This is a genomic window from Weizmannia sp. FSL K6-0777, assembly GCF_038593185.1.
Lineage (GTDB): Bacteria > Bacillota > Bacilli > Bacillales > Bacillaceae_C > Weizmannia > Weizmannia faecalis.
Genome location: NZ_CP151971.1, coordinates 1,066,018 through 1,082,741, shown reverse-complemented (window position 1 = coordinate 1,082,741; position 16,724 = coordinate 1,066,018). Strand labels below are relative to the sequence as shown.

Annotated in this window: 18 protein-coding genes; 8 read left to right on the top strand and 10 right to left on the bottom strand. The window is 43.2% G+C overall.

Annotated features, from left to right (window positions below; genetic code table 11):
• Positions 1-410 precede the first annotated feature (410 nt).
• The 6 genes from NST70_RS04905 to NST70_RS04880 all read left to right on the top strand — a co-directional run bounded on the left by NST70_RS04905 (position 411) and on the right by NST70_RS04880 (position 7,652).
• Positions 411-2,096, top strand: coding sequence for an IS1634 family transposase (locus NST70_RS04905; RefSeq protein ID WP_110134228.1), 1,686 nt, complete (start codon positions 411-413; stop codon positions 2,094-2,096).
• Between the two features lie 345 nt (positions 2,097-2,441).
• Entirely contained in the window at positions 2,442-4,895 is a 2,454-nt protein-coding gene (locus tag NST70_RS04900) for an SH3 domain-containing protein (RefSeq protein ID WP_110133877.1), read from the top strand.
• 449 nt (positions 4,896-5,344) lie between these two features.
• Positions 5,345-5,542: a hypothetical protein gene (locus NST70_RS04895; RefSeq protein ID WP_014095696.1), complete on the top strand. Its 198-nt coding sequence runs from the start codon at positions 5,345-5,347 to the stop codon at positions 5,540-5,542.
• 364 nt (positions 5,543-5,906) lie between these two features.
• Positions 5,907-6,638: an alpha/beta hydrolase-fold protein gene (locus NST70_RS04890; protein ID WP_014095697.1), complete on the top strand. Its 732-nt coding sequence runs from the start codon at positions 5,907-5,909 to the stop codon at positions 6,636-6,638.
• Between the two features lie 67 nt (positions 6,639-6,705).
• On the top strand, positions 6,706-7,218 hold the full coding sequence (locus NST70_RS04885; RefSeq protein ID WP_014095698.1) for a 2'-5' RNA ligase family protein: 513 nt from the start codon (positions 6,706-6,708) through the stop codon (positions 7,216-7,218).
• A gap of 5 nt (positions 7,219-7,223) precedes the next feature.
• A complete protein-coding gene (locus NST70_RS04880) occupies positions 7,224-7,652 on the top strand; it encodes a GNAT family N-acetyltransferase (protein ID WP_014095699.1) in 429 nt (142 codons plus the stop codon).
• Between the two features lie 176 nt (positions 7,653-7,828).
• Here NST70_RS04880 and NST70_RS04875 read toward each other — a convergent pair whose 3' ends face one another.
• The 8 genes from NST70_RS04875 to NST70_RS04840 all read right to left on the bottom strand — a co-directional run bounded on the left by NST70_RS04875 (position 7,829) and on the right by NST70_RS04840 (position 13,378).
• Positions 7,829-8,083, bottom strand: coding sequence for a hypothetical protein (locus NST70_RS04875; protein WP_014095700.1), 255 nt, complete (start codon positions 8,081-8,083; stop codon positions 7,829-7,831).
• Between the two features lie 101 nt (positions 8,084-8,184).
• A complete protein-coding gene (locus tag NST70_RS04870) occupies positions 8,185-8,442 on the bottom strand; it encodes a stage VI sporulation protein F (protein ID WP_014095701.1) in 258 nt (85 codons plus the stop codon).
• A 1,522-nt stretch (positions 8,443-9,964) separates the two neighbouring features.
• Entirely contained in the window at positions 9,965-10,108 is a 144-nt protein-coding gene (locus NST70_RS04865) for a YjcZ family sporulation protein (protein ID WP_014095702.1), read from the bottom strand.
• Between the two features lie 84 nt (positions 10,109-10,192).
• Positions 10,193-10,549: a stage V sporulation protein AE gene (gene spoVAE, locus NST70_RS04860; RefSeq protein WP_014095703.1), complete on the bottom strand. Its 357-nt coding sequence runs from the start codon at positions 10,547-10,549 to the stop codon at positions 10,193-10,195.
• 178 nt (positions 10,550-10,727) lie between these two features.
• Positions 10,728-11,738 (bottom strand): stage V sporulation protein AD, encoded by a 1,011-nt coding sequence (gene spoVAD, locus NST70_RS04855; RefSeq protein WP_014095704.1) that lies wholly within the window; start codon positions 11,736-11,738, stop codon positions 10,728-10,730.
• On the bottom strand, positions 11,738-12,214 hold the full coding sequence (spoVAC, locus tag NST70_RS04850; RefSeq protein ID WP_014095705.1) for a stage V sporulation protein AC: 477 nt from the start codon (positions 12,212-12,214) through the stop codon (positions 11,738-11,740). The genes spoVAD and spoVAC overlap by 1 nt, the downstream gene beginning before the upstream one ends.
• A 16-nt stretch (positions 12,215-12,230) precedes the next feature.
• A complete protein-coding gene (locus NST70_RS04845; protein WP_014095706.1) occupies positions 12,231-12,695 on the bottom strand; it encodes a sporulation protein in 465 nt (154 codons plus the stop codon).
• 326 nt (positions 12,696-13,021) lie between these two features.
• Complete coding sequence (locus NST70_RS04840) at positions 13,022-13,378, bottom strand: DUF1360 domain-containing protein (protein WP_014095708.1); 357 nt, start codon at positions 13,376-13,378, stop codon at positions 13,022-13,024.
• A 148-nt stretch (positions 13,379-13,526) separates the two neighbouring features.
• Between NST70_RS04840 and NST70_RS04835 the strand changes: the two genes are divergently transcribed.
• Positions 13,527-13,967: a CotY/CotZ family spore coat protein gene (locus NST70_RS04835; RefSeq protein WP_014095709.1), complete on the top strand. Its 441-nt coding sequence runs from the start codon at positions 13,527-13,529 to the stop codon at positions 13,965-13,967.
• Between the two features lie 48 nt (positions 13,968-14,015).
• Here the strand turns inward: NST70_RS04835 and NST70_RS04830 are convergent, their stop codons facing one another.
• Positions 14,016-14,720 carry a spore coat CotO family protein gene (locus NST70_RS04830; RefSeq protein ID WP_014095710.1) on the bottom strand — a complete coding sequence of 235 codons (705 nt, stop codon included), beginning with the start codon at positions 14,718-14,720 and terminating at the stop codon, positions 14,016-14,018.
• 268 nt (positions 14,721-14,988) lie between these two features.
• Here NST70_RS04830 and NST70_RS04825 point away from each other — a divergent pair, with 268 nt between their 5' ends.
• Positions 14,989-15,687 carry a hypothetical protein gene (locus NST70_RS04825; RefSeq protein WP_061577773.1) on the top strand — a complete coding sequence of 233 codons (699 nt, stop codon included), beginning with the start codon at positions 14,989-14,991 and terminating at the stop codon, positions 15,685-15,687.
• Between the two features lie 129 nt (positions 15,688-15,816).
• Here the strand turns inward: NST70_RS04825 and fabI are convergent, their stop codons facing one another.
• Entirely contained in the window at positions 15,817-16,596 is a 780-nt protein-coding gene (fabI, locus tag NST70_RS04820; protein ID WP_041817844.1) for an enoyl-ACP reductase FabI, read from the bottom strand.
• Positions 16,597-16,724 lie beyond the last annotated feature (128 nt).

The window sequence follows — 16,724 nt, the reverse complement described above, 5'->3', positions numbered from 1 at the left end:
CAAATCTTGGGCGGTGACAGTTAAATTGCTCCCCAGCAAACATATTATCATACAATTCAATAACCTTATACGACTTTATTCCTACTTTTGCAATGCATTTTAAATGAACCTGGACGATCCGCTATAGCTGACCCAAAAAATTGTGGATCCTGATTTCACCGTAACCTTGAATTCCGCTTCTGTAGTGCCTGTTACACTCGTATCAGTATCTGATATGCATCTGTTCCTCTTCATTTTGGAGGGGATTTTTTTGCTTTTTTAGGACTTTCGTTTTATTTTTAAGAAAATTAGATAGTTTATCGCATATTCCGCACGTAAATTTTTCCATTTTATGATTTTTTTAAAGGAATTTTCCCCTTCTTTGTAGAATTGAATGATTATCTAAACTAGGGGAAGACGAGGGAATTTTTATGTCAGATCAAATTTTAACCTTACATGTGGGGCCGTCTCAACTTTTATCTAAACTGTGTGATGAAATAGAACTCGAAAAGACCATTAATGATTTAGTTAAATGGGATTCTGTCCGTTGTCATATCTCACCTGGAACAAGGATTAAAGCCCTTGTCTTAAACATTTTATGCAGCGGCAAGCCCCTTTATAAGGTTCATGAATTCTATCAAAACCTAGATTCTGAGATGCTTTTCGATACATCGATTTCACCCGATCAATTAAATGATGATGCATTAGGAAGAGCATTAGATTACTTGTATAAAGCCGAAGCATGGAAAGTATATTCCACCCTTGCATTAAAAGCATTAAAAAAATTGAATCTTCCTATTGGTGTACTCCATAACGATACAACATCAATTTCTGTTTACGGTGAATATAAACAACCGAAGGAAGATGGACTGCAAATTACGTACGGGTATAGTAAGGCCCATAGGCCTGACTTAAAACAAATCGTTCTGGGGATGGGGGTCACACCTGAACGAATTCCTATCCTTGCAAAAGTAGAAAATGGGAATACTTCGGATAAATCTTGGAATGTGGAATTCATTCAAAAGATGAGAAAAATCCTTTCCCATGAAGATTGGAAAAATCTCATTTATCAAGCCGATTCTGCATTAATCACAACGGAAAATCTAGCGGAAATTCAACAACAAAATTTATCGTTTATTTCCCGTTTACCTGATACATTCGGTTTAAGCACAGAACTAAAGAAAGAGGCATGGTTGCTCAATAACTGGGAAAGGGTAGGCTCACTTAGCAATAAAAAAGACGCAGCTATTTACCAAATTCAAGCTTTTGAAAGACAAATTCAAAACCTTCCTTACCGGTTTCTTGTTGTCCACTCAAACAATTTAGATCAACGAAAAGAGAAAACCCTAAATCGGGCGATCGAAAAGGAAGAAATAAAATTAAAAAAAGAGATAGAAAAACTAAGTAAAGTTATCTTTCATTGTAAAGAGGACGCACTAGAAGCAATTCAATCTTTTAAGAAAAAACAAAAGGCTTCATATTTCTGTTATAAACTAAACGTCCAGATGAGTGATCAACCTATCAAACGAAAAAAGAGAGGAAGACCTAAAAAGGACGAACAGACAAAACGAGAACAAATCTATCAGATACAACTGGAATCGTTTGAAAAAGATCATGATTTTATCGAAAATAAGAAAAGAATGCTCAGCACTTTTGTTTTAATCACAAATAAATTAGACGAGGAGACACTATCCAATCAAGAAGTTTTGAGGGTTTATAAAGGACAGTCGGCCGTTGAGACCCGTTTCCGATTAATCAAAGATTCACAAATGATTGATGCCATTTACTTGAAAACCCCGGAAAGGGTTGAGGCCTTAGGGATTGTGTATGTGATGGCTTTATTAATCTATGGAATTTTAGAATATCGAGTTAGAAAAGAACTGAAAGAAAAGAACCTATCTCTAATCTTGAAAGGAAAAAGGAAACTCTATCAACCCACAGGTCAAGCATTGTTAGAGCAATTAGAAGATATCACCGTGATCCTTATAAATCAAAATCGACAAAAATTAAGGCTCTTACCCGATAATATTGATTCACAAGCCAAAAAAATCATTGAATTATGCGGGTATGATCTATCAATATACGTGTCAAAAAATGTCGAAAACAAAGGCGAATAACACACAACAGGAGGAATTCATGAAAAGAATGTCGAATTCAATAGAACTTTATCGAAAATTCCTCAAAAATAAGAAGATATCATCCCACCAAACCATTTAAATATAGTTCATTCAAAAATTAGAATGAATTTTATTTAAGACATGCGAAATGTGGGTTTATCTTAAAAACTCCTTAAAAAGTGGCGATAATTATACTAGACTGGTACTACAAAGTTTTGGAGATTTTGGTATAGTGAGCCAAAAGTTATAGTTCAATAGTCTGGTTATAATGAAATGAATTTTTCTTTTTGATAAGTATCAAGAATTTCCAAAGCTTTAAAATTTTGATTTTAAAAGGAGATTGAAATGAAAAAAGGTTTAGTCATACCTCTATGTTTAGCAGTATTATCCACTCCGGCTTTTGATAAAGCTGTACAGGCTGCTTCACCGAAAGGAAACAACATACATAATTCAAATGTACAAGCAGTCAAAGCAGAAACAAAGTATGTAAATGTTGATGCAAATTCAAGCTTGTTATTAAGAACAAAGCCTTCAACAAGTGCTACAAAATTAGACGGTTTAAAAAAAGGAACAGCTGTATTGGTATACGCTGTATCTGATGGTTGGGCAAAAGTAAAAGCAGGGACAAAAACGGGCTATGTTAGTGCTAAATATTTAAGCAGTACAAAACCTGGTCGCACTGCAAAAACAACGAGCACAACCAAAACAACGACGAAATATGTAAATGTGGACAAAGGCTCCCATCTATTATTACGTTCTAAAGCCTCTACAAGTGGCAGCAGATTAGCCAGTCTACCAAGAGGAGAAAAAGTAACGGTTTACTCAACATCAGGATCTTGGGCAAAAGTGAAAGCCGGGAATAAAACCGGTTATGTGCATGCATCTTATTTGGTAAACAAAGCACCTGACAGCAGCGTAGCAAAGGCTTCATCATTATCCATAACAACAACGAAATATGTAAATGTGGACAAAGGCTCCCATCTATTATTACGTTCAAAAGCCTCCACAAGTGGCAGCCTATTAGCAAGTTTGCCCAGAGGAGAAAAAGTAACGGTTTACTCAACATCAGGATCTTGGGCAAAAGTGAAAGCCGGGAATAAAACCGGTTATGTGCATGCATCTTATTTGGTAAACAAAGACCCTGACAGCAGTACAAAGGCTTCATCATCACCCAAAACAACGACGAAATATGTAAATGTGGACAAAGGCTCCCATCTGTTATTACGTTCAAAGGCCTCTATAAGTGGCAGCAGATTAGCAAGCTTACCAAGAGGAGAAAAAGTAACGGTTTACTCAACATCAGGATCTTGGGCAAAAGTGAAAGCCGGGAATAAAACCGGTTATGTGCATGCATCTTATTTGGTAAACAAAGCACCCGATAGCAGCGCAGCAAAGGCTTCACCATCATCTAAAACAACGACGAAATATGTAAATGTGGACAAAGGCTCCCATCTATTATTACGTTCAAAAGCCTCTACAAGCGGCAGCAGATTAGCCAGTCTACCAAGAGGAGAAAAAGTAACGGTTTACTCATCCTCAGGCCCATGGGTAAAAGTGAAAGCAGGTAGCAAAACCGGTTATGTACTTGCATCTTATCTAGCAAGTGCAGATCCTGATGCAAGTACAGAAAAGGAATCAACATCAAACAACCATAATAGTTCCGATAAAACACCAGTTTCTACGGTAACAAAATACACGACAGCTAATTTAAATTTGCGTAAAGGTGCTTCTACCTCAACAGGAGTAATTGAAGTCCTTGATAAAGGAACAGCTGTGAAGGTCTATTCAGAAAATGATGGTTGGGCAAAGGTGGAAATAGGCGGAAAAACCGGTTACGTTAGTACAAAATATTTAACATCCACTGCAAAAAAACCCAATGGTAAGATTACAACAATTCATCATCCATATGATCTTTCATTAGATGAATTTGCAAATATTGAAATGAAAGTTTCACCACAAACAGATACAAATAAACGATATATCAGAAGTGATGCCATTAAGCTAACCAGTAAAACAACAGGCGTTGTCCAACATGGAAGTTGGAATGTCAGAGATGGTGCTGGTACGAAAAATCATGAAGTTGGTGAAACACTTAAAGAAGGTACAAAGGTAACCATCTTATCCACCGTAAAAGGTGATGAAGGCTATCCATGGTATCAAATTAGCTACAATAAAGCATGGAAAAAAGCAACCAATAATGAAGTGAAATATTATTTAAATCCCGCTAACTTTATTTCAGATCCAGTTCGCTCCCTTCAGTTTTTAAAATTAACAACGACTGCCAATCTAAGTGCAGCAGAAGTGAACCAAAAGATTCTTGCAGGTAAAGGCATTTTATCTGGAAAAGCCTCTACATTTTTAACAGCTGCAAAACAAAATGGGGTAAATGAAATTTATTTGATTGCACATGCCTTACTTGAAACAGGTAATGGAACATCCCAGCTTGCAAATGGTGTTCAATATAATGGTAAAACTGTTTATAATATGTATGGTATTGGTGCGAATGATGGCAATCCCATACAAAACGGGGCAGCGTATGCCTATCATCAAGGTTGGACGACTCCGGAAGCTGCCATCATTGGTGGAGCTAAATTTATCAACAGCAATTACCTTGGCGTTGGACAAGATACATTGTATAAAATGAGATGGAATCCGGATAGCGCCGCAACAAATGGTTATGCTTCTCATCAATATGCAACAGACATTGGCTGGGCTTACAAACAAGTGAATGAAATCTATAATTTATACAATCTATTAGACCATTACGGTATGACATTGGAAGTTCCAAGTTATAGGTAATTTACCTGGAAATTCAAAAGTTCATAGATAATCATACAAACGAGCATATGATCCCGGAAGCGTACCTGAATTAGTTTGAAAAAAGGTTCCCGGAATCATGTGCTCGTTTATATCAAAATTTAAAATTGGATGCAAATATTTACATAACGCTTCATTTCCTTATTATTTTGCCGTATAACCGCCATCAACCAGTAAAGAAATGCCGGATAAATAGAATTTGTCGTTGGAATATTATGATCCATTCCATGGATTCCAACGACATATTAAAAACCAAAATTACTTTTAAAGAATATATATCTTTGAAGGATAGAATGATGCTGCCCAATCGGTAGAGATTTGAAAGGAATTAATGATCAGGAGGCCAAAGTATTATTTAAGAGAGTCAATTTAAAATCTTAAATCAAAAGTTTCAATCCGGTAAAATTTTGTTTGAGTTGGAGGAAATGTAAATGAGCAGCAAAAAACTATTTTCTGACAAACGATGGACAGAACCACCAGGAATGACATCCGATGGTAAATTCACTGCTATTGTAAGCGGAACTAAGCATTATGCTTCTGAAGAAGAACGACAGAAAGATATTGAAACGACAAGACTTATACGCGAAATGTTGAAAAAGAGAATGAAGGAAAACAATAAAAATTTTTAAGTAGGGCTTGCTAAATAAGCAAAATTCCTAGATTTGGCAAGGATGCAGACAGGTTCGGCAAAAAATTAATGAGAATTTTTCTTCATATAAAATGAGCTCCGTTTTTCCCATCCGGATGGATATCACATTCAAATTTAGGATCTCCCTCACGTCTTCGTTTTTCCAAATCTATCCATGCTGTAATCAGCTCTCTTCATCAAAGGTGCTTGGTTTATCCATATCAAGCGTTGCCGGATTCTGGATGTTTTTCGCATGGGCTGGTAAACTGAATTTACAGGCAGCGGGGTGTGTAAATTTTTTCCTGAATGCCATTTTTTCCGGGAAGGCGAGGCAGCCCCCATCTTGAGAAGGAGGTTTTCAACATATGGAAATTGAAAGAGGCACGATTAAAGATGTCCCGTTTGAAAGCAGGGAACTCGGGGAAACGCTCAATCTCTGGGTATACTTGCCGGCGCGTTTTTCCCCGCTTTATAAATATGCCGTATGCATATGCCAGGACGGAAAAGACTTCTTCCAGCTCGGCCGGATTGCACGTGCGGCGGATGAACTGCTTGCAAAAGGCGAAATTGAAGACTTGATTATTGTCGGGATCCCTTATGCGGATATTCCGGACAGGCGCCGGAAATACCATCCTGACGGCGAGCAACATGGCGCTTATATCCGGTTTTTGGCGCATGAACTTGTCCCTTTCCTTGACCGTGAGTTTCCGACTGCGCAAATGGCATCGGACCGAGCACTGGCGGGAGACTCACTGGCGGCAACCGTCTCGCTCATGGCGGCATTCAAGTACCCCCATACATTTGGAAAAGCCGCATTAATGTCGCCGCTCGTGAATGAAAAAGTGATGGAAGCCGCAAAACAATGTACGGATCCAAAGTTGCTGGACATTTACCATATTGCTGGAAAAGGCGAGACGGAAGTGAAAACGACTGACGGCAAGATCCAGAATTTTATCACACCGAACCGCACCCTGCATCAAGTTCTGGAAGAAAAAGGGGTCCCCGGATTTTATGACGAATTTGACGGTGATCACTCTTGGAGGTACTGGCAAAAAGATTTGCCACGTGCCCTCAAGTACCTGTTTAAAAAAGATTAATTTTCGGCAATTTTTCTGATAAAATTGTATTATAACGGCTTAATATCCAGAAAGAGGAGGCCATTTTATGAATTATGCGCTTGTTGTCTTTCCATCAAAAAAACTTCAGGACCTTGTTAACTCCTACCGGAAGCGCTATGATCCGAAATACGCGCTAATCCCGCCGCATATTACGCTAAAAGCAGCGTTCGAGGCATCCGAAGAAGAGGCGGAAGTTTTTCGCGGGCAACTGAAGGAAATTGCCAAAAAATACAACCCGTTTTTGTTGAAAGTAACAAAAGTGAAATCTTTTGAACCCGTCAGCAATACGATTTATTTTAAAGTTGAACCGACGCCTGAACTGGAAGGGCTTTTCGCAGATTTCAGGGACCGTCTGCCGGGCGGGCCGCCTCCGTACCCGTTTGTGCCGCATATTACCATCGGCCAGGAGTTGTCTAAAGAGGAACATGCCGATGTGTTCCGCCAGCTGGAAATGGTTGGCATTGACCACGAAGAAAAGGTAAACCGGTTCCATCTTTTATATCAGCTGGAAAACGGGGTTTGGACCGTTTATGAGACCTATCATCTCGGAAAGGACTAACAAATGTGGACGTAATAATTGTAGAAAATGAAGAACAACTGGAGACGGCTTTTCAAATCCGGAAAAAAGTATTTGTAGAAGAGCAGCACGTCCCGGTTGAAGAAGAAATTGACGCATTGGAACAGGACTGCACGCATTTTCTGCTGTACGATGATGAAGGGAAACCCTCAGGCGCCGGGCGTTTTCGGATGGTGGACGGGTACGGGAAAGTGGAACGCATCTGCATCCTTCCGTCCGTGCGCGGGAAAGGGGCCGGCCGGGAACTGATGCTGGCAATTGAACATTATGCCGCAGAACAAGGCGTGCAAAAATGCAAATTAAACGCACAGACACACGCGATTCCTTTTTACGAAAAACTCGGATACCGTGTTGTTTCCGGTGAATTTCTCGATGCCGGCATTCCGCATAAAGCAATGGAGAAAACGATCAAATAGCATCCGGAAACTGGGGCTGCAGAATCCGTGACAAAGCGGCGAGAAGGAGTTGTGTCTCGCCGCTTTGTCTATAGAATGGCCTTATTTTTTTGCACCAATTTTGTTTATTTTATATAATCGCTTTTTCAACCTTGCTGCTTATCTTGTGAAAAAATTCACACTTCAGCGGGAAAGATTTAAACCGAAAGATCAATATATTGCCCCAGGCCGGTGATTTTTGCGATGATCCGGCTTTTTGCCGGTTTTCTTCCCGGTTGTTCATTTGCTTTAAAATGGTATTCTGTTCCGCCCGTGACGCCGTTTTGCCGCTTAACAGGATAAGCCCTCGAAACGGCATCTGCTTTTTCCACTTCAAGCTGGCGTAAGGACATTCCGTCATAAAGCCGGTACTGGCTTGCCTGATAGTCTGGAATTGGAGCGATCAAACTCATGGCAGTCACCCCTTTAAATGATTTCTATATTCTTTTCCCTCTCTTCTTTCATTTTAAACAGAAAAATGCGGACTTGCATCTGATTTGCAAGCCCGCTTTGGTTACTTTCCGTTGTTCATCATTTTGTTGATCGTGTTAAAATCGAGCTTTTTTCCATCTTTGACAATTGATTCAACAATTTTATCTTCCAGCTCTTTCGGTACCCGTTTGTTTGCAATTTGCGAGACGCGCTGGATGATGCCACGGACGGTATTTTCATCTTTAAAATTCGCGTTCTGCAGGGAATTTGCAAGCTGGAAAATGTCATTCATATTAACGCCTGTCTTCTTTTCGATATTCTTGAAAAACTGATGATCCACCTTCGTCGCTCCTCTCTTCAAGCTGTTTTATCGTATGAAAAAAGAAGCCGGATTGACAGTACAAAAGTGGATTTTCAATTGAAAACGTGTTAGCCGGAATTTTACATTGCAAAAAAGTGCATTTTCCCGGTGCACAAGCTTGATTTACAGCCAGTGCTTTGATGAAGGACAGTTTGATGTTTCATGGCACTTGTTTTGTCTTTCATCAACCTGGTGAAGGACAGTTTGGCGTTTTTCGGCCTGGGTTTTGTCCTTCATTACCCTGATGAAGGACATTTCTGCATTTCCCGACCTGAGTTTTGTCCTTCATCACCTCGATGAAGGACATTTCGGCGTTATCCGCCCGGTGTTTTGTCTTTCATCACCTCGATGAAAGACAATTTGACTTTGCCAGGCCAGTGTTTTGTCCTTCATCACCTCGATGAAGGACAATTGGGCTTTGCCAGACCTGGGTTTTGTCTTTCATCACCTCGATGAAGGACAATTTGGTATTTTTCAGCCGGTGTTTTGTCCTTCATCATCTCGATGAAGGACATTTCGGCTTTGCCAGGCCTGGGGTTTGTCTTTCATTGAAGTTGCCAAAAGGAAAAACAAGCTGCATCTGGATCCGAAATGTCCTTTTGAAGCCGTCAAAAGGACAAAACACGATGTATCCGGGCCCGAAATGTCCTTTTGTAACCGTCAAAAGGACAAAACACGCTGCATCCGGGCCCGAAATGTCTTTTTGAAGCCGTCAAAAGGACAAAACACGATGTATCCGGGCCCGAAATGTCCTTTTGTAACCGTCAAAAGGACAAAACACGCTGTTTCCGGGTCCGAAATGTCTTTTTGAACCTGCCAAAAGGACAAAACACGTTTCATCCGAGCTCGAAATGTCTTTTTGAAGCCGTCAAAAGGACAAAACACGTTTCATCCGAGCTCGAAATGTCTTTTTGAAGCCGTCAAAAGGACAAAACACGTTACGTCTGGATCCGAAATGTCCTTTTGAAGCCGTCAAAAGGACAAAACACGCTGCTTCCGGGTCCAAAATGTCTTTTTGAACCTGCCAAAAGGACAAAACACGTTACGTCTGGATCCGAAATGTCCCTTTGAACCTGCCAAAAGGACAAAAAAAGGATCGCGTTTGGGCCCAAATATCCTTTTGAACCTGTCAAAAGGACAAAAGGAGTCGCGACTGGATCAAAATGTCTTTTTGAAGTTGCCACACGGACAAAACAAAACATTACTCCGATGAAGGACAATTTGACGGTTCACTTTTGTCTATCCTGAAAAATATGCGCCAGCTGATTTTCATTCTACTGTTGGTGCGCGTTCACTGCAGCATGGGCGTCTAATTGGATCTTCCAATTAGACAAAACACGCTCGGGTTCCGGGGCTTTTGTCCAATTAGAGGCGGCTCGGTCATCGTTCCCTATGAAGAACAGTTCGCCGATTCCCGGCCTCGCATTTTGTGCCCGTTCCCCTCGTACGAGCGTTTTTTCTCCGGCTATAAAAAAAGGCGGGGAATCCTCCCCGCAACTTGTCAGCAGAAGCTTGCACCGACAATAATTAACAGAATGAACAAAACAACGATCAATACAAATGTGCTGCCGTAACCGTAACCACCGCCGTAACCACCGCCGTAACCGCCATAGCCGTAGCCGCAGCCATAACCGTATCCAAACATGTTTTTCACCTCACTTCTTGTATTACACTATACAATATGTAAGGTGCAGGCATTCGGTATAGGCGTGTGTCAGGGACGGCATTATTATCCTCTTGGCTTAAAGAGGAGCGAGCCGATAAATCCGAAAATAATCGCAGCCGAAATGCCGGAAGATGTGACTTCAAACATGCCGGTCAATACCCCGACAATGCCATGCCTTTGCACTTCCTGCATGGCGCCGGTTGCAAGCGAATTGCCAAAACTTGTAATCGGAATGGTCGCCCCGGCACCGGCAAAATTTACAAGCGGTTCATAAAGGCCGAGGCCCGATAAAATCGCGCCGGCCGTAACGAGGACACTCATCGTATGCCCCGGCGATAATTTTGCGACATCAAACAGCAACTGGCCAATTACACAAATCAGCCCGCCAATCACAAAGGCCCAGAAAAACATTGCAAGCATTACGCATCCTTCCTTTCTTACAAATACTCGATCGCTCAGGCTCACACAATCCATGCTGCAACCTAAGCGAATACTCGATCGCGCACCTCAAATTATCCGTATCCGTGCCGCAACCTAAGCAAATATCGATGGCGCAGGCTCAATCCATGCCGCAACGCAACCCAGGCAATACCCTTTCTTACAAATATTCGATGGCGCAGGCGTGCGCGATGCACGGAATGGTTTCGCCCTGCTGATAAGACAAAGGCGACAATAGTGCGCCGGTTGCGACGAGCAAGATTTTTTGGTAACGGCCTTTTTTCATTTCGTTTAGCAAATGGCCGTACAAGACAATCGCTGAACATCCGGCCCCGCTTGCCCCGGCCTGCACGGGCTGGGACTTGTCATATACCATCAGGCCGCAATCCTGGAACTGTTCGCTGCGAATGTCAAGATTCCTCTGTTTGAAAAGATCGAGCGCGATGGAACGGCCAATTTTCGCCAAATCGCCGGTCACAATCAAATCATAGTAAGATGGATCACGGCCGGTTTCCCGGAGATGCTGTTCAATCGTATCGACCGCAGCCGGCGCCATTGCACCACCCATATTAAACGGATCGGAAATGCCAAGGTCCAGTACTTTTCCGATCGTGGCCGACGTAATCCGCGGCGCCGGCCCGTTTTCTTCCGTACCGACCACCGCGAATCCCGCTCCCGTCACTGTCCATTGTGCGGTCGGCGGTTTCTGCCCGCCGTATTCGGTCGGATAACGGAATTGCTTCTCTGTTGTTGCATTGTGGCTCGAAGCCCCGGCCAGCACTTTCTCCGCCCCACCGTGATTAACGATGAAAGCGGCAAGCGCCAGGCTTTCCATCGAAGTGGCACAGGCGCTAAAAAGGCCCAGGTAAGGAATCGCATTTGTCCTTGCCGCAAAACTTGTCGGCGTGATTTGGTTAATCAAATCACCAGCGAGAAAAAACTGAATATCGGTTTCCTTAAGGTTTCGCTTTTTCAGGGCAATGCCAACTGCTTCCTCGATCAGTTTGCGCTGGGCTTTTTCATACGAATCCTCGCCGATCCACAAATCTTCAAAAAACCGGTCGAAATCGTCTGCCATCTGCCCCTTTTTCTCAAACGGGCCCCCGACAACACCGGTTGAAAGAATGGCCGGGCGGTTCGTGAAAGTCCATGTTTGCGATTTTGCGGGCATTACGATCCCCCCCACATCATGATGACGGTCCGGATCAGGACGACAACAAACGCGGAAAACACACCAAATACAATGACGGTGCCGGCAAGTTTAAAAATATTTCCGCCGACGCCGAGCACATAGCCTTCCGTCCGATGTTCAATCGCAGCGGATACAACGGAGTTCCCGAAGCCCGTTACCGGCACCGCGCTCCCTGCACCGGCGTACTGCCCGATATGGTCATAAATGCCAAAGCCGGTCAACAGCATGGATAAAAACACCATTGTCGCGGTTGTCGGGTTGCCGGCCGTTTTTTCGGTGAAATTAAACATGTATATATAGAAGTAAGTAAGGGCCTGACCAGCCAGACAAAAACAGCCGCCTACCCAAAATGCACGGATGCAGTTTTTCAATACCGGCCTTTTCAGCTCATGCTTTTTTTCGAACTGATCATACGCTTTTTGTTCGGGTGTTTTGTTTTGATTTTTGTTTGCCATTATCTCAGCCCTTTTCCTATGTTAATTCCTGTTTCAGCTTGATGATGTCTTTGAAACGTTTTTTTGCCTTGCCGGCTGAAATTTTGTGCTCGTCCATATCTTCCTTGAGGCGGACGGTTTCCAGGAAAATTTTATAGTCGCTGGAAGTAATAAATTTGCGTCCGGGGTAGCGTTTCTTTAAAAAGGCGTTGAGCTGTTTTTCGATTTTCTTCATTTTAAAACGGTGCAGATGCCTGACTTTGTAGGCAACCAATGTTTCTTTTGGCCCTTCAATGATGGCCACATCGTAAATGCTGTCAAAGCCAAGGACATCTTTTTTCAATTGTCCTGAAACGGCCTTATTCCCGGTGTTCGTGAGTCTCACCGGCGACGGTTGTGTTTTTTTCACAAGGGCCATTTTGCTGTCCTTGTGTTCCGGCCCGTTAAAACCGCAGCCGGTGAGCAAACATACTGAAGCTAAAACATACATGATTTTTTTCATACTCATCCCTCTGCGCTTTCAACTTTTACCTCTCTATTTTTCGCGCAAGCGCAGATTTTATAATTAGAAATTCTTGCCGCATCCTGGAAAAAAGGGAAAACAAAAGCGGAAGTGCAATCCTGCCTTCCGCTTTTGTTTTATCGCGTTTTTTTGCCGCCGCAGCCGCATCCGCCTTTTTTGACTTTTTTCTGATTGTTTGTATACGCCGGGACGGATGAAGGGGTGACCGGAATTTTGATGCGTGGTTTGCCCATAATCTTACCATCCTTTCCTCAGGATTCGCGCTTCCTTTTTTATCGTATGCAGCATTTTCACGGTTGTTCACTTCATTCGTCCATGATCCGCAAAAGAACGGTTTCGAGGATACTCGCCAGGCCGGCAATTGCAAGGATCATGACAATAGGCGACCCGATTTGCGGAAAAAGCATCCAACTCCCGTACAGGATGGCCGCGGACCAGACACCGGTGCACCAGTGGCAACTTAATAATTCGCCAATCCACTTTCTGATCCCTGTTCCTTTGATTTCAATATATTCCTCGATTGTTCCATCAGGCGCCATTTCGGTTATTTCTTTATGAAAAGGTTTTCGTAAAAAGGCCGTAATTTTATCATAAACCAACAAGCGCGTCAGTCTGAAACTGGCCAGTGCAAGCAGAACGAAATCAAGCCAATAGGAAACCATTTCCTGCCTCCTTCCCCGGGTACAAAATTCCCTATGCAAGTTGTTTGCCTATTTTTGCAAAAACGCGGGGACATTCGTAACAAAAAAAGCACCGAGACAATATTCTATAGTGTACTGAAACTAAACCATTGAAGGAGTTGAAAAATGAATGAGCAGTAAATCCCATGAATATTCCCGTACTTGCGTTTGTGATGTCGTACATTTCATCAACGATTTGCAGGATGCTGCGGTAGAAGACAGCAGCTGCCCGACCAACTGCTTGAATCCCGTGCTCGGTGCCAACAGGGAAAAACATTCACATGTCAACACACGTCCATTCATTCTATATACAAAAGACGGTTGTGCTTTTGAACCATTTTACAAAAATCACCACTTTGACAGCTGCGACGACTTCTGCGAAAAATCGAAATTTTTAAGAGTCGAAAATGTGGAAGGGTGCTGTGCTGTTGTACGGGTTTTAAAATGCGTCTGCGAACATCATGACGGCCATTCTAGGGTCCACTTCGAAGCAACCGATACATGCATCACGCTTGATTTAACCGATTTCATTGCCATTCAATGCCTCGAAGACACTTTTGTCAATTTGTAATGTATGAAAGTCGATAAGTTGCCGCTTATCGACTTTTTTTCCGTGGCTTTACTGAACCAGTAATTTAATGTCCGTGATCTCGTCCAGATTGATCCAGGCCGTCTCCATTGAGGAAAAAGGCATGACGGACAATTGGTCTTCCATCCGTTCAAGGATCACGGCACGATAGGCGATGCTGTTCGTTTGAATCATGACGGGGATTTCCGGTAGAAAACCTGGCTTATGAATTAAATAGTCAATTTTTTCATGGACCGTCATTTCTTTGAACCGTTTTCTCGATGGCGGTTGAATGGTTTCTTGTTCCGGCCAGGTGTCGGCTTTGTCAGCGCCGTCCGTTTCCAAATCCGTCTCCGCTTCCACCGCTCCGGCGGGTTCCGCAACATGTTGCTGCCCCATGGCATTTGCCGATTCCTCATGTTCCGCAGGATCTGCCGTTTTTGTCTTGGATGAAACGTTTACGACTCCCCCGCGTTCTGCAGCTCCTTCTGTTTTTTCCTGTTCTGCCGCTTTATTTGGTTTGGGCTGTTCCGGTTCTGTTTTTTTCTCGTGTGCGGCTGCATTGTTTTTTTCTTCGGCATGCCCTGTATCGCCGCCGGCAGGCATTGGTTCCACGATCGTTCCATGGCCGGCATGTTCAGGTTTTTCGCTCACCACATTTCTGTACACTTTCTGCATCTTGATCGCGAGCGGAACATTTTTCGGCTGGATAATATAAAGAAGCGGTTTTTGGCTGCTGTACTGGCTCTCCTCCATGTTTCCAAAATCCCTCCTCCTGATTTCTGGCTCGCTTTATAACTATGCATGAAAATAAGAAATGTGCCTAGAGCTTGAATCTCCCAATCATTTGCTATTTCTGCCTTATCGTATGTTTTGGGGACAAGGAACGGAACCGCGGTTTCCACAGCATATTGGCACAAATGGATAAAGCAGGGAAAAATGTGCTTTTATACGCTACCATCCGTCTATTCCAAAAATATGCGAATGAGTAGAATATAGTAACAAAACGAAGGGAGGCATTTAAATGTCTTATTACGACTCAAACGACAGCTGCTATGATGATCATCGCCGCCACAAACGGCAAGACGAGGAAGAACGGGGGCTTCTGTCGGAATTCGATGTGGATCAATCGCCGTCCGTACCTGTATCCGTGACAGGCGTCTTTAACATGGCAAACGCCATTGCGGAAGTAGATGTAAAAGTGGATGATTATGATGACCGTGTTTCATTGCTCGCAACTGTCGAATGGTCGCCAGCAGACCTGCCACTCGGTGTAACACTTGCAGCCTTAATTGGGGCAATTACAGGAGCAGGACCAGGGATCGTCATTCCGTTAACCATTCCGGCAGTCTTTAGAATTTGGAGAAGAAATTCTTCCGGTACGACACTCATTTCCCAAAAACGGGATGAAAGCGGAATTTCCGGCATTGGCATTCTTACAGCCGGCGGACTCGTTACAGTACTCTTTGAAAACGTGACAACGACGGTTCACGCCGTAGATACCGATCCGTCCAAAGGGAAAAACGAATACTTCTTAACCATTGAACTCGGTAATTTCGCTCCAGATACAACGATTCCGGGGGTTGCACCTACCCTGCTTGGAACCATTACACTGACGCCTCAAAATGTTGTCAGCTACACATTCTCTGCTGCAGAAATTGAAGATAACGACCATTATCACCATGACAGCAAAAAAGGCCATAAAAAAGATTACAGGGACTGATGCGATGTCAAAAAAGCCAGGAAGGTTTCACCTCCTGGCTTTTTTTATTTGCGCTTTTGGACAAGCCGTTGCATTTTATGATAGCCGGCATTCGGAAGGACCAGTTTTCGAATCGTCCGGAATTGTCGGTTAGCCCATAATATGATAGCCGGCATCCACATGAATGTTTTCGCCTGTAACAGCGCGCGACAGGTCACTAAAAAGAAACAACGCGGTATCGCCGACTTCGCGTGTATCCACACCGCGGTGAAGCGGCGCCCTTTCTTCCATCACTTTCAAAATGCTGTTGAAGTCGCTAACACCTTTTGCCGACAAAGTGCGAATCGGGCCAGCAGAGATCGAGTTAACACGGATATTGAGTTTCCCAAGGTCATATGCCAAATAGCGGACGCTTGCATCGAGGGAAGCTTTCGCTACACCCATCACATTGTAATTTTCCATCACGCGTTCGCCGCCGAGGTAGGTAAGGGTGACAATGCTGCCCCCGTTTGGCATGAGTTCCAGTTCTTTCACCGCTTTGGCAACGGCCGACAGCGAATAGGAACTAATATTATGGGCCAGTAAAAACCCTTCACGCGTCACATTTGTGTAGTCGCCTTTTAATTCTTCTCTGCGGGCAAACGCAACACAGTGGGCAATACCGTCGATCGTGCCGACTTCCTTTTTGATCGTTTGAAAGCATGACTGAATCTGCTCGTCGCTTTCCACGTCGCATTGAAGGATCAGATAGTCCTTTCGATTCAGCGTTTCAGCAAGTTCGTGGATGCTTTTTTCATTCCGGTCGAGCGCATAGGTAAAAATAATCCTTGCGCCTGCTGCATCAAGCGATTGGGCAATTCCCCAGGCAATACTGCGCTTATTTGCAACACCCATCACAACAAATGTTTTATTTTCCAAAGATAACTGCATCATGTTAACTCCTTTATTTACAATTTATATACGATTTTTAGTACCTGATACCAATTCTACATGAACTTTCCGGGTTTGAAAAGCACCTGTGTTTTATTTGTTGCAGGATAATCGTACCGGGACCCCGG

Excerpts from the sequence above, each read along its gene's own strand:
- NST70_RS04905 (WP_110134228.1), top strand. The coding sequence starts at position 411 with ATGTCAGATCAAATTTTAACCTTACATGTGGGGCCGTCTCAACTTTTA.
- NST70_RS04900 (WP_110133877.1), top strand. The coding sequence starts at position 2,442 with ATGAAAAAAGGTTTAGTCATACCTCTATGTTTAGCAGTATTATCCACT.
- NST70_RS04895 (WP_014095696.1), top strand. The coding sequence starts at position 5,345 with ATGAGCAGCAAAAAACTATTTTCTGACAAACGATGGACAGAACCACCA.
- NST70_RS04890 (WP_014095697.1), top strand. The coding sequence starts at position 5,907 with ATGGAAATTGAAAGAGGCACGATTAAAGATGTCCCGTTTGAAAGCAGG.
- NST70_RS04885 (WP_014095698.1), top strand. The coding sequence starts at position 6,706 with ATGAATTATGCGCTTGTTGTCTTTCCATCAAAAAAACTTCAGGACCTT.
- NST70_RS04875 (WP_014095700.1), bottom strand. The coding sequence starts at position 8,083 with ATGAGTTTGATCGCTCCAATTCCAGACTATCAGGCAAGCCAGTACCGG.
- NST70_RS04865 (WP_014095702.1), bottom strand. The coding sequence starts at position 10,108 with ATGTTTGGATACGGTTATGGCTGCGGCTACGGCTATGGCGGTTACGGC.
- spoVAE (WP_014095703.1), bottom strand. The coding sequence starts at position 10,549 with ATGCTTGCAATGTTTTTCTGGGCCTTTGTGATTGGCGGGCTGATTTGT.
- spoVAD (WP_014095704.1), bottom strand. The coding sequence starts at position 11,738 with ATGCCCGCAAAATCGCAAACATGGACTTTCACGAACCGCCCGGCCATT.
- spoVAC (WP_014095705.1), bottom strand. The coding sequence starts at position 12,214 with ATGGCAAACAAAAATCAAAACAAAACACCCGAACAAAAAGCGTATGAT.
- NST70_RS04845 (WP_014095706.1), bottom strand. The coding sequence starts at position 12,695 with ATGAAAAAAATCATGTATGTTTTAGCTTCAGTATGTTTGCTCACCGGC.
- NST70_RS04840 (WP_014095708.1), bottom strand. The coding sequence starts at position 13,378 with ATGGTTTCCTATTGGCTTGATTTCGTTCTGCTTGCACTGGCCAGTTTC.
- NST70_RS04835 (WP_014095709.1), top strand. The coding sequence starts at position 13,527 with ATGAGCAGTAAATCCCATGAATATTCCCGTACTTGCGTTTGTGATGTC.
- NST70_RS04830 (WP_014095710.1), bottom strand. The coding sequence starts at position 14,720 with ATGGAGGAGAGCCAGTACAGCAGCCAAAAACCGCTTCTTTATATTATC.
- NST70_RS04825 (WP_061577773.1), top strand. The coding sequence starts at position 14,989 with ATGTCTTATTACGACTCAAACGACAGCTGCTATGATGATCATCGCCGC.
- fabI (WP_041817844.1), bottom strand. The coding sequence starts at position 16,596 with ATGCAGTTATCTTTGGAAAATAAAACATTTGTTGTGATGGGTGTTGCA.